Origin of the sequence: Peribacillus sp. RS7, from assembly GCF_041956845.1 — a bacterium.
In the GTDB taxonomy this organism is placed as follows: Bacteria; Bacillota; Bacilli; order Bacillales; family DSM-1321; genus Peribacillus.
In genome coordinates this window covers 3,028,743-3,042,105 of the sequence record NZ_CP168135.1, presented here as the reverse complement: position 1 = coordinate 3,042,105, position 13,363 = coordinate 3,028,743, and the positions used below count along the sequence as shown (strand labels likewise).

Annotated in this window: 11 protein-coding genes; 3 read left to right on the top strand and 8 right to left on the bottom strand. The window is 38.7% G+C overall.

From position 1 onward, the window contains the following. Positions 1 to 277 precede the first annotated feature (277 nt). Both yhbH and ACDZ29_RS15270 read right to left on the bottom strand, forming a co-directional pair. Entirely contained in the window at positions 278 to 1,447 is a 1,170-nt protein-coding gene (gene yhbH, locus ACDZ29_RS15275; RefSeq protein ID WP_289323864.1) for a sporulation protein YhbH, read from the bottom strand. A 480-nt stretch (positions 1,448 to 1,927) separates the two neighbouring features. Next, positions 1,928 to 2,107, bottom strand: coding sequence for a hypothetical protein (locus ACDZ29_RS15270; RefSeq protein ID WP_289323863.1), 180 nt, complete (start codon positions 2,105 to 2,107; stop codon positions 1,928 to 1,930). A gap of 118 nt (positions 2,108 to 2,225) precedes the next feature. Between ACDZ29_RS15270 and ACDZ29_RS15265 the strand changes: the two genes are divergently transcribed. Continuing rightward, a complete protein-coding gene (locus ACDZ29_RS15265) occupies positions 2,226 to 2,435 on the top strand; it encodes a hypothetical protein (protein WP_289317779.1) in 210 nt (69 codons plus the stop codon). Between the two features lie 186 nt (positions 2,436 to 2,621). Here ACDZ29_RS15265 and ACDZ29_RS15260 read toward each other — a convergent pair whose 3' ends face one another. The 4 genes from ACDZ29_RS15260 to ACDZ29_RS15245 form a co-directional block, all read right to left on the bottom strand. Next, entirely contained in the window at positions 2,622 to 3,173 is a 552-nt protein-coding gene (locus ACDZ29_RS15260) for a GNAT family N-acetyltransferase (RefSeq protein ID WP_375088079.1), read from the bottom strand. A gap of 215 nt (positions 3,174 to 3,388) precedes the next feature. After that, positions 3,389 to 5,284, bottom strand: coding sequence for a PrkA family serine protein kinase (locus tag ACDZ29_RS15255; RefSeq protein ID WP_289323861.1), 1,896 nt, complete (start codon positions 5,282 to 5,284; stop codon positions 3,389 to 3,391). Positions 5,285 to 5,824: 540 nt separating this feature from the next. Then, entirely contained in the window at positions 5,825 to 7,459 is a 1,635-nt protein-coding gene (locus ACDZ29_RS15250; protein ID WP_289323860.1) for an APC family permease, read from the bottom strand. 171 nt (positions 7,460 to 7,630) lie between these two features. Continuing rightward, positions 7,631 to 8,620, bottom strand: a complete 990-nt coding sequence (locus ACDZ29_RS15245; protein WP_289318474.1) for a glutaminase — start codon at positions 8,618 to 8,620, stop codon at positions 7,631 to 7,633. Positions 8,621 to 9,005: 385 nt separating this feature from the next. Here ACDZ29_RS15245 and ACDZ29_RS15240 point away from each other — a divergent pair, with 385 nt between their 5' ends. Both ACDZ29_RS15240 and ACDZ29_RS15235 read left to right on the top strand, forming a co-directional pair. Next, positions 9,006 to 10,268, top strand: a complete 1,263-nt coding sequence (locus tag ACDZ29_RS15240; protein WP_289318475.1) for a sensor histidine kinase — start codon at positions 9,006 to 9,008, stop codon at positions 10,266 to 10,268. Between the two features lie 4 nt (positions 10,269 to 10,272). Continuing rightward, complete coding sequence (locus ACDZ29_RS15235) at positions 10,273 to 11,220, top strand: response regulator (protein ID WP_289323858.1); 948 nt, start codon at positions 10,273 to 10,275, stop codon at positions 11,218 to 11,220. Positions 11,221 to 11,305: 85 nt separating this feature from the next. Here the strand turns inward: ACDZ29_RS15235 and ACDZ29_RS15230 are convergent, their stop codons facing one another. After that, complete coding sequence (locus ACDZ29_RS15230) at positions 11,306 to 12,253, bottom strand: iron ABC transporter permease (RefSeq protein ID WP_353957690.1); 948 nt, start codon at positions 12,251 to 12,253, stop codon at positions 11,306 to 11,308. A 56-nt stretch (positions 12,254 to 12,309) separates the two neighbouring features. Next, positions 12,310 to 13,320: an iron ABC transporter permease gene (locus ACDZ29_RS15225; RefSeq protein ID WP_289323857.1), complete on the bottom strand. Its 1,011-nt coding sequence runs from the start codon at positions 13,318 to 13,320 to the stop codon at positions 12,310 to 12,312. Positions 13,321 to 13,363: the final 43 nt, after the last annotated feature.

Here is a 13,363-nt window from a genome sequence, read left to right as displayed (position 1 = left end):
GTTGAATGTTCTACTTATTACCAAACATGATGAAGAACTTGGGAAAGCGTTTGGACAGCGTGCTGTTGAAATGACGAAACGAATGATCTATGTATAGTGGATTTGAAAAAGCCATTGCTTCTGTTGAGCAATGGCCTTTTCATATGTAATTCGACTTTATGAATTTTAATACTGAAGGGAACTGAATATTTTGAAAAAAAGACGCACAATATAAATCGCACGCCTTTTCACCTTCAACTATATTGATTTGAAAAAATCACTCTCCACGTTTCCTTTTTCATGCATACTTCTTACTTTCCTCGTCTTTAAAAAAGCTCTTCATTGCGTGGAAAACGTCTGCCTTTTGCTTAAGGATATAGTACCTGAATTTTTCATTATCAATATTCTTATATGCTGTCATCAATGTCGAATGACGATTGTATTGATTGACTTCACCATACCCGAACATATTGGAAACCTTCATGAGTTCTTCAACAAGCTTAACGCATCGGACGTTGTCAGATGTGAGGTTATCACCGTCTGAAAAGTGAAACGGATAGATATTAAACTTCGCAGGGTCATATTTATGATCAATAAGTTCTAATGCTTTTCGGTATACGGACGAACAAATCGTACCGCCGCTTTCCCCTTTTGAAAAGAAATCCTCTTCCGGAACCACCTTCGCTTCGGTATGATGGGCAATGAACTCGATTTCTACCGTTTCATATTTTGTCCGCAAGAAACGGTTCATCCAAAAGAAAAAGCTTCGAGCCATATATTTTTCCCATAATCCCATACTACCGGATGTATCCATCATTGCCAGCACAACTGCTTTGGAATCAGGTTTCTGGATCTCATTCCAGGTTTTGAATTTAAAATCTTCCTGATAAATAGGGTGAAAACCCGGGTCCCCGCTTAAAGCGTTCCGTTTGAAAGCAGATATCATCGTTTTCTTTTTATCGATATTTCCCATTAAGCCTGTCTTGCGGATATCGTTGAATTCGATATGTTCAAGCGTATGCTCTGCCTGTTCTTTCTTCTGGAGATTAGGCAGTTCCAACTGGCTGAACAGGGCTTCCTCCAATTCCATCATTGACACTTCGGCTTCATAATAATCCTCACCGGCCTTGTCACCTGCACCTTGGCCCTTACCGGCCCCGGCGTCGGACGGCGAGCCATCCCTTGCAACCACATCCCCCACTTTACTATCTCCATCGCCTTGCCCTACATGTTTGTTTTTATCATAGTTATAACGAATTTTGTATTCATCCAAGGAGCGAATGGGAATCTTGATAACATCCCGGCCATTGGACATTACGATGCTTTCTTCTGAAATTAAATCAGGTAAATTATTCTTGATGGCTTCCTGCACCTTTTCCTGATGGCGTTGTTGATCATCATAGCCTTTCCGATGGAGGGTCCAATTTTCCTGTGAGATAACATATTGTTGATTATTCTCTTCCGACATTCTCTTCCCCCCTTAAAAATGTTTGCACGCTTTTCATCATTCCTTCATATAATAAATTAGTGTGAGAAAGCCCACATCATTCCGGTTTTTCAATGAAAAAATACTGTACGAAAAAACGGATTAAAAGAAAAGTATTACTCTATCTTATGCAGCGGTGCAGGATAATTTACAACAAAATTCAAAATGGATGTTTGCCTACGAACTAGACAAGTCATGACATGTACATTAGAGGCCCTTTTAAGATTTTTTCTAAACGTTACTGCAAAATAGGTATTTCATCAAACCGAATAGACCTGATGTTTTTCAGTCTTTTCGGTTTCTTGTATGCTTCATTTTTTTGATTGGCTGGGGTACATAATCTGCACAGCAGAGACATAAAAGTACATTTCAAAAAAAGCAATGAAAACAACAAAAGGGTGCTCCAGTAATTTTCTGGGCATCCCTTTTATATAGATAGAATGATTCTGGTTATGATATTCGTCAATCTTTATCTTCCTCTATTTCATGTTGAACTGTACCGGGGCGTTTATCCCACTGTTTCAATTCTTCATTCGTCCTTTGATTTTCCATCTGCTTCCCAAGTTCTTTCATTTCTTCATAATCCTTCGCCATTGAGCTATTTTCCGGAACATGCTCCTTTTTCAATTCTTCTTTACTCATTTTTTTATCACCTCTACTTATTGATACCCAATATTTCCAAATCCAAAACGTAACATATCTGATGGAAAGATGGGGTATAGATAAGACATTATGAGTAATCTAAGGAGGCGCAAGAAATATGCAAACAACTACTCTTTATGTAAAGGAAGCAACATCAGAAGGGCCGATATTAAATCTAGAGTCCATACTTTTAAAAACGGAAGGTGTGGAACGTGCGATCATCGATGTTGATGATGGGGAAATTAAAATTGATCATAGCGAAGAAAAACTTTCACCTGACCAACTTATCACACTTATTGAACAGTACGGTTTGAATGTAACTAAATAGAAAACAAAAACTCCGGGCTCCCCTCCATTGAGAAGTGCCCGGCATTTTTTTGTCTTAGGCCCTGTTTAACTTGATTGTTGATTTTCTTCAATTAATAAGCGTTTTCGAAATGAAAATCGAATACAAATTTTTTTCGAATGGCGAGTAAGTAATATTCACCCCCCTTTTCTTAACTTCGTATGTTAATTATTGATCATTTTCATTAATAATCCCGCAATATACTAAATCCTCATATTTACTGTCTTTTATGACATGTTCCTTTAATATCCCCTCTTTTTTCATACCAATCTTCTCCATAACTTTACCTGAAGAAAGGTTCGATAGAAAATATCGTGCAAACACTTTGTGCAGTTTCTTTTCTTCAAAAGCAAATTGCAAAATCGCTCGTGCTGCCTCTGTCGCATAGCCATTTCCCCAATATGGCTCGCCAATCCAATAGGCTATTTCTCCGTGGTTAAAACTTTTATTGTTCGATAATGCAATTGCTCCAAATAATTCGCCAGTTTCCTTGTCTGTTACCGCGAACTCATAATTTTTATCAGCCATAAAATTATCGTAATGGTGCCCCATCCAGGATAAAGCATCATTTAAACTATACGGATAAGGTAGGTACAATGTATTTTTGTAAATATTATTGTTATTGCAAAGGGTCGCAACCGCTGCTGCATCGGGTGTTTTAAATAATCTAAGGACGAGCCTTTCTGTCGTAATCATTAATTTTTCACGAACATAATCCATTCAATCGACTCCAAATTCTGCCCTTTTCTTAACTAAGGCAACTTGTTTTTCTTTGATTATAGATAACTGTTCTACACATATTCCTGAAAACCTTGTTACACTATCATTTTTTATAATGGAATCGTTGCGTTTGTTTCATTCGTAGGATATAAGTAACTTTCCGTAAAAGTAGGTAAACCCCTGCCCGATAGGGGGCAGGGGCAAAAAAGTATGGATTACCGATTTAACAAGCTGCCCACGTAGCGCAGCAAATCATTGGCTGAAGTGGAATTATATCCGTGCTCATCGATAAGTCTCGTGATGACTTCGTTCACTTTCTTCAGTTGCCTTTCGTCTGGTGTCTTCGTTGAAGTGGTGATCTTAACTACATCCTTCAAATCGGCAAATAGTTTTTTCTGGATCGCTTCCCGTAAACGATCATGTGAATTATAATCGAATCGCTTACCTTTACGCGCATATGCAGAAATTCGAATCAATATTTCTTCGCGGAATGCTTTTTTTGCATTCTCGGAAATTCCAATTTGCTCTTCAATCGAGCGCATCAATTTTTCATCCGGGTTAATTTCTTCCCCAGTCAAAGGATCGCGCAGTCTTGATTTATTGCAGTATGCTTCGACATTGTCCAGATAATTATCCATGAGGATCTTAGCCGACTCTTCATATGAATAGACAAACGCCTTTTGCACTTCATTTTTTGCAATGGCATCATATTCTTTACGTGCCAGTGAAATGAAATTCAGATACCGCTCCCGAAGTTCGTTCGTAATGGATGGATGTTGGTCAAGACCTGCTTTTAATGACATAAGTACATCCAATGCATTAATGGACGGATTTTCCTTACGAATGATCGTTGAGGAAATTCGGTTAATCACATAACGTGGATCGATTCCGCTCATGCCTTCGTCCTGATATTCTTTTTTCAATTCATTGATGTCAGCGGAATTAAAGCCTTCCACGTTTTCCCCATCATAAAGCCTCATCTTTTTCACTAAATCTATATCGCCCTTTTTGGGATCCTTAAGGCGGGTCATGATGCTGAAGATTGCAGCCACCCTTAATGTATGCGGGGCTATATGAACATCGGAAACATCACTTTCATGAATCATCTTTTCATAAATCTTTTCTTCCTCTGTAACCTTCAGATTATATGGAATCGGCATGACAATGATCCGGGAATGCAGTGCTTCATTTTTCTTGTTGGAAATGAAAGCTTTATATTCCGTTTCATTCGTATGTGCCACGATAAGTTCATCGGCACTGATCAATGCAAACCGTCCCGCTTTAAAATTTCCTTCCTGAGTCAGTGAAAGCAAATGCCATAAGAACTTCTCATCACATTTCAGCATCTCCTGGAACTCCATCATCCCGCGGTTCGCCTTGTTCAGCTCGCCATCAAAACGGTATGCACGCGGATCCGATTCGGATCCATATTCGGCAATCGTCGAAAAATCGATGCTGCCCGTCAAATCAGCAATATCCTGTGACTTAGGGTCAGAAGGACTGAATGTTCCAATACCAACACGTTTATCCTCCGAAAGGAAAATACGCTCGACCATTACATCTTCAATTCTGCTTCCATACTCTTGTTCTAACCTCATAACATTCAGCGGCGAAAGATTACCTTCAATTCGGATGCCATATTCCTCATAAAAATCCTGCCGTAAGTACTGTGGGATGAGATGCAGTGGATCTTCGTGCATCGGGCATCCCTTTATTGCATAGATGGCACCAGTATCTTTTAACGAATAATTTTCAAGTCCACGCTTCAGTAAAGAAACGAGCGTAGACTTCCCTCCTGAGACAGGACCCATCAAAAGCAAGATCCGTTTACGTACATCCAACCGCTTTGCCGCCGGATGAAAATATTCCTCGATGAGTCTTTCCAGTGAATCTTCAAGGCCAAACAACTGGCCGCTGAAAAAATTGTATTTCTTTGATCCATTTACTTCCTCTATCCCCGCATCTCTGATCATGTTGTATACACGTGAATGAGCAGATTGTGCAACCAATGGTGTTTCTTTCAAGATGTCTAAGTACTCTGCGAAGGTGCCTTCCCACTTAAGCTTCTGTTCATCTTCTCTAAATTTTTCGATTTTCTTTAAAATATCCATTTAAGGAACCTCCCCCTGTCACTTTCAGAGAATACTTAAATCTATGCACCAAGTCTGACAAACATGTCAGACTTTAAAAAGTCGCCGGGCATTGTTTCGAATCCCCCTTCACTCTTTTTGTATCTAAAAAGGCTTATTCATTGAACAATTGATGACAAAACAGCTGACAAGAAAAATTGTGTGCACTCCTGCTAAAAATTAGGGTATACTAAGCCTATACTTAAGTGGGACAATATGGGTAAAGGGAGGTCACAACATGGGCACAGTTATTATCGTTGCAGTCGCTATTACATTTTTAGCCGCTATCTTCACTGCTGGGTATGACGATAAACCAGGTGTGAAATAAAGAATATAAAAGCCTTTCTTAAATTCCAAAAAGGGGACAGCAAATTAAAATTTGCCGTCCCCTTTTGCATCCAATCCATATAGATAGAAAAAAGCACTTTCGTTATTAAATATCTTTTTAAAATGATTAAAAATAAACACTGCCATTGATTTCCGCTTATCGAAGCCTGAAATCAATGGTAGTGCCTTCATATTTTATACAGCGTTCTTTTTTTCCGTTTGAGATGTGATGTCGTTCTCCATTGATCTCAAGTCGTCGTTTACCTTTTGCCCTTGTTCCAAATATTCTGTTTGGAATCCACTCTTTATTGCCCAACTATAAAACACTAGTGATAAACATGTAATGATGACCATATCCCAACCAAATGGAATTACATTCAGTCCGCCAAACTTTTCACTGCCTAAGTATGAAATGGTCATCATACAGAGTAAATAAACAACCATCCAAAGCCCTGCTGAAAAGTTTTGACGGAATCCCTTCCATTTTATTTTTGATTGATAATAGAAATAAACGGGAAGACCAATCATAATGATAAATAATACTTGTCCTGTCAGTGGCCATCTTGCCCAATATAGAACTAAAGAAGCAAAAACGAAGCCAAGTGGTGCAATAATACTTAATCCTTTTAAACGTAATGGTCTATACAAGTTCTGACCTGTGCGTCTTAATGTTATAACAGTAACTGGACCCGTAATATAAGAGACTAAAGTCGCAACCGAAATAACCTCTGCCAGTACACCCCAGCCTCTAAACATGAATAAAAATAAGAACGATACGCCTAGATTTAAAAACATGGCTTGACGAGGGATACCATAAAGAGGATGTAGTTTTCCAAACACGCTTGGTAAATATTTATTCTTTTCCATTCCATAAAGCATTCGTGACGTTGTAGCCGTGTATGTTATTCCCGTCCCCGAAGGAGAAATAAAAGCATCCACATATAGTAAAATAACTAACCAGTTTATGCCTAAAACAATAGCTAAGTCAGCAAACGGTGAATTGAAATTCAAATGTTGCCATCCGTTCACAATCATAGACGGATCAACGGCTCCAATAAACGCAACCTGTAATAAAACGTAGATGACCGTTGCAATTAATATGGAACCAATTACTGCAATTGGGATCGAACGTCCAGGATTCTTTGCCTCACCTGCCATATTAATCGGACTTTGAAAACCGTTAAATGCAAAGATAATACCAGAGGTTGCTACAGCAGTGAGTACACTTGCCCAACCATTAGGTGCTATACTTCCTGCAGACGTAAAATTGGATGCATGAAAACCGGCAAATAAAAGTGATCCAATCGTAAGTCCAGGTATAATAACCTTAAAGACTGTAATAAATGAATTAGCTTTCGAAAACAAACTAACTGTCCAGTAATTTAATAAAAAGTAGACGATCAATAATGCAGAGGCAATTGCCAAGCCTCCCCCAGTAAGACTTCCATTTTCCACTAAACCATGTGTCCACTGTGCCCATTCCCATGGCCATGAGCTCATATATTGAACAGAAGCAATCGCTTCAACCGGAATTACGGAAACGATTGCAATCCAGTTTGCCCAACCTGCAAGAAACCCTAAAAACGAACCATGAGAGTACTGCGTATACTTTACCATTCCCCCAGCTTCAGGAAACATTGCCCCTAATTCACTGTAAGAAAGTGCGATAAATAAAATGACGACCATCCCGATAATCCAAGAGATAATGGCTGCTGGTCCTGCAATTTGTGCCGCTCTCCAAGCTCCGAATAACCAACCTGAGCCAATAATAGAGCCGAGTCCCACCATCGTTAACGAAAACGTTCCCATCTTTCGCTGCAAATTATTCATATGTTTATCACCATGCTTTCCAAAATTATTCCTTACGTTTAAAAGTAACAAGATTAATGATTTCTCTTACTGCATTACATCACCTCTTGTTATGGTTTAGTGAATTGATAGGGAAATCTTTAGGATGGTACCCTATATTGATTTTTTATAAGAACAAAATTTTCTTTACTTTCAGAAAATACTTAGATCCCATTCTTGTGCCATTTGCTTCAATAACAAACTACCTGTTACGCTATTCCCATATTCATCTATGGCCGGTCCATAAATACCAATACCACATCCATCTTGAAAAGGCAGTCCGCTTCTGGCATTTGGAGGAACTAACGCCATAATCCCACCAGATACTCCACTTTTGGCTGGCACCCCAACAAAAGCCGCAAATTTCCCCGAGGCATTGTACATTCCACAAGTAAGCATTAATGCTTTGGCTAGTTTTGCCACTTTTTTAGGGAGAACTTGTTCTTTACGAATAGGATGGTATCCATCTTGTGCAAGAATCAATCCAAACAGGGCTATGTCTTCCGTGGTCACTTCTATGGAACATTGCTTCAGGTAAACCTCCAAAGCTTCCTCAACATCCGATTCTAAATAATTCGCCTCTTTTAAATAGTGAGCTAAAGCTCTATTTCTATGAGAGGTTTGCCACTCAGATTGATACACTTCCTCATTGATGGTCGGGCGCTTCCCTAACAAATTTTCAAATAATGCATAGAGAAATTCCAATTTTTTTTGTGAAGAATCCCCTGGAAGAAGCGACGCTATAGTAATCGCTCCAGCATTTATCATAGGATTAAACGGTTTTCCCGGCTTATGCATTTCTAAACGAATAATTGAATTGAAAGCATCCCCAGTTGGTTCCACATCGACCCTCTCTAAAACATAAGAAATGCCGCAACCCAAGCATGCGGCTATAAAGCTGAGCACTTTTGAAATACTTTGCAACGTGAAAGGGACTTCACAATCCCCTGACTTCATCATTGTTCCACCTGGCTCTAGTATGCAGATACCTAATTGCGATAAGTGTATATTGCTCAATGCCGGTATATAATTGGCGGTTTGTCCTTCTGTTGCATAGGATCTGTAGTGTGCCACCCATTCATCTAAGCAGGCTTGCTTTTGGCTATTAACGTGAATGTCATACTCTTTTGACAATTCTTCAATCACATTCTTCCACCTCATTAGTTGTTTGTGCTTACTTTATTGGATTTGCTGAAAACACAATGAAAATCGTTAAGCGCTTTCAAAATATTTCTATCTGCCTTTAATTTTAAAATGGGAACTACATAAACATACGAAAACCTACAAATTCTAAAAAATAAAAATCCACAAAAAAAAACGTGATTAATTCACATCAACTGTTACCATTATTTGTTGATAGAAAAACAGATTGGTTTTGCCATAATTGGTACTAAGCCGTTTAATCAGGAACAAAGTAAGCGTTGTATTGAAGCCAATGAAACTGTATACTGATTTTTTAAACAAATTGGGAGGTGACGACTTGAATCTCAGTACGTTAATGAAAAAAGAGGTCAATATCCTTGTTCTGATGTTGTTAACAGTACCATTAGCAGGCGAATTGAGTTTTTATCCTTTAAATGAAACGTTTCGAATAAGTTTTGGTCCGCCTGCACTTTTCTTCTTTTTACTATTATTACAGAAAACACCTGCCATTTTTTCAGGCATCTTGACAGGAACAATGGTTGTGGTATTTCGAATCCTAATAGACTTTTTCATGCATGATAATTTTTCCTGGACTTCTTCTTTCCAAGTCCAATATCCTAGTTTTTTCTTTTATTTCACCTATTCCTTTCTTTTTTCTTTAGTGAAAATACACCGCTTTCAAAACCGATCTTTAGTTATTGGGTTTATTGGTCTCATTATCGAAATATTGTCCGACTCTGTAGAATTATTCTTTCAATATATTGTATTAGAAACAACGATTACGTTAGGTTCACTAAATGAGATGATCGTGATCGCATTCGGCCACAGTTTTATCGTTTTAAGCTTTTTTAATATGATGAAACTTTATGAAGCACAATCACGAGAAAAGCAAATCAGAAAACAAAATGAACATATGCTGATGCTCATTTCAAATTTATATGAGGAAACGATTCATTTAAAAAAAACATTAAAAAATGCAGAGAATATTACAAAGAAATCGTATGATTTGTATCGTGATTTAAAAGAACTGGAAAAAAGGGAAAAGCAACCTGATGTTCCTGCACAGCAATATAGTCAAAAGGCTTTGCGTATCGCGGGTGAAATGCATGAAGTTAAGAAGGATAATCAACGAATTTTTGCTGGTCTATCTAAATTGATCTCCAATGAGAGTTTTAAAGATTATATGAATGCTGCTGAACTCTTTCATTTAATTATCCGAATTAATGAAAAATATGCCTTATCACTTGGAAAGGATATTCAATTTGAATACTCATTGGATGGAAATAACCATTCACATTATCATGTATATACCGTATTATCTCTTTTCAATAATTTAGTCGCTAATGCAGTGGAAGCAATTAAAGAAAAGGGAATCATTCGTTTAAGTTTGTGTGAAATTTGCGACAATGTAGAATTTAAAGTGGCTGATAATGGACCTGGTATCCCTCAAAAATATCAGACCGTTATATTTAAACCTGGATTCACTTCAAAATATGATCAATACGGAACACCTTCAACAGGGATTGGACTCTCATATGTTAATGAAGTCGTGAAAGAACTGGGGGGGGACATCCTATTTGAAAATAAGCTTAACGGGGCCCTTTTTTCAATAAAGTTACCAATTCATAAGTTGATTCAGAGAGGATGATTTCATGCGTTTTTTTATAACAGATGACGATTGTGCTATACGTTCAAACTTAAGCCAAATCATTGAGAACGAAGATTTAGGAGAAGTGGTGGAGGAAGCGGAAGATGGAAGTTTATTAGAAGGACATATTTTGAATTTAAAACAAATTGATATATTATTCATTGATTTATTAATGCCCATTCGAGATGGCATTGAGACTCTCCGTCATATAAAAAATACATTTAATGGAAAAATAATAATGATTTCACAGGTTGAATCCAAGGAGCTAATTGGTGAAGCATACTCGCTCGGAATTGATTATTATATTACTAAACCAATCAATCGTATTGAAATATTAACGGTCATTCGAAAAGTTATGGAACGTATCCATTTGGAAAGATCGATCACTAATATCCAAGCCTCTTTAAATAGTGTATTGAGTTTTGAACAGCCAAAAGTTGCTAAATCAAATAATTTCAATGAGAACAGTATAAAAGAAGTGGGCGAATTTCTTTTATCGGAATTAGGAATCGTTGGAGAAAATGGGGCAAAAGATTTAATGGAAATGCTTCAATATTTATTTATGTATGAACGGACTTTTACTTTTAAACAGCATTTCCCGACCCTTAAAGATATCTTTGTGGAAATCACAAAGAAAAAGCTCGGAACATCAGCTGTGCAGGCTGATATTAATCGTGAAATAAAAGCTGCCGAACAGCGAATACGCAGAACCATCAACCAATCGCTGAATCATTTTGCTTCGCTCGGTTTAACGGATTTTTCAAATCCAAAGTTTGAAAATTACGCTTCTAAATTTTTTGATTTCACAGTCGTTCGCCAAAAGATGAAAGAACTGCAAAATGATTCTACAATAGTTCTTACTCCTACCCGAGTAAATACAAAAAAGTTTATTCAAGTATTCTTTTTCGAAGCGAAACGCTTGAATCCAGATGAAATAATTAGATATAGATAATCCATGAATAATCACAAAAAAACCACGGAAGTACTCAAAAAGGATAAAATCCCCTGAAAAATTTCAAGGGATTTTAGCTACGTTCTTATTTTTTCAGCAATAAATACATGAAATAAGGAGCACCGATCAATGCAACCATGATACCTGCAGGAATCCCTTCGGGTTCAATAATATTACGGCCTATCGTATCGGCAAGCAACAATAGCCATCCACCGATTAAAATGGCAACTGGAATGAATAATTGATTTCGAGGTCCTACCAATGATTTTGCTATATGCGGAGCCATGAGTCCAATGAATGCAATTCCGCCTGTAACGGAAACGGCAGCTGCGGCCAGTGCGACAGCAGTTATTAGCAATACGATCCGTTCCTTTTCAATCGATACACCCACTCCAATTGCGACCGGTTCACTTAAACCAAGCAGATTCAACCGATTTGCTTTATATAAAGTGAATGGGATAAGGACGATTAACCATGGTAGAACCGCCCAAATGAAGGGCCAATCCGTGCCCCAAATATTCCCCGCCAACCATTTTGCGATGAAATCGACTTTTGCCCGTTCTGCCGATGAAATGAGGACAATCATCAGGCCTGAAAGCGCCATTGAAAAACCAACCCCGATCAGTACTAACCGAACTGGTTCAAGACCGACCCTTCTTTTAAATGAGAGTATATATATTAAACAGGCCGTCAGTAACGCGCCGATAAAAGCGACAAGTGGAATCATATAAACAAATGAACCTGCGTCAATCGGGAAAAACAGAAAGAAAGCGGCAATGGCTACACCAGCTCCTGAGTTGATTCCGATGATTCCGGGATCGGCTAAATCATTGCGTGTGATTCCCTGTAGAATGGCTCCCGACAGTGCAAGGGCCATACCTGCTAAAAGGGTAATGATGATTCTTGGTAATCGGACGGAAAATAATATGAATTCCTCTTTAAACGTCCCTTGCCCGAAAAGCGTAGGAATCAGTCGCCCAAAAGAAAGATTCGAATATCCCGAACACGTCCCAATAATGATCGTAATGATAATGAGTGCGGATAATGCACCTAATATCCATCGCTGTTTTTTGACTAATGCTGACTGGATCATGAAAATGCTTTACCTCCTTTACGCACGATTAGGAGGAAGAAAGGTAAACCTATCATCGCAACAACCGCTACCACAGGCGTTTCATATGGAGAATTGATAGTACGTCCGATCGTATCGGCAAGCAACATGAAAGTGGCCCCTAAAATCGCGGACATAGGCAGGATGAATCGATAATCCGTACCCACGATAGCCCGAACCATATGGGGAACCATTAACCCGATGAATACCATATTCCCAACAAGCGCAACGGCAGCACCAGCCAGGAGAATGATGACTACGAAGAGTACCGCCTTTATTTGTGTTGTCTTTTGACCTAATCCTACCGCCACCTCTTCACTTAAGCTAAGTATGGTGAGCTGTCTGGAAAAGAGAAAGGAGATCAGGATGCCTATTAAAATGAACGGGACGATTACACGAAGCTGATTCCATGATGTTCCGATATTCCCGCCTGCAGTCCACATCGAAACATCTTTTGATACTTTGAAATAAATCCCGACACCTTCCGAAACGGCAAATAGGAATGCAGAGACTGCTGCACCAGCCAATACGATCCGTAAAGGAGAAAATCCTCCCTTTTTCATCGCACCTATCCCGAAAACCATGGTTGCCCCCACAGCGGAACCTATAAAACACGCAGTCATGATCCCTAAGTTATTAGCTGTTGGAATAAATGCCAAAGTAATGGCCAGACCCGCATTGGCTCCTGCCGTCAATCCAAGCAACCCCGGATCGGCAAGTGGATTCCTAGTCATCCCCTGCATGATGGCACCAGAAACGGCAAGTGCTGCACCAACAAAGATTGCCCCCACTTCACGAGGGAACCGGATTTCCCGAATGATTGAAATCTTTTCACCGGTAGCATTTGATGTCAGTGCTTGCCAGACATCTCTTACGGTAACATCAGCCGCACCAAATGCCATGGAAATAATGAACATGCCTATGAATACAGCAATCCCTATCATCAGTTTACATATAAATGGGATGAAACGTTGATTTTCATTAGTCATCTGTCTCTCTCATCTCTTTTTTTATAGAATAAAAGGAGAGGAA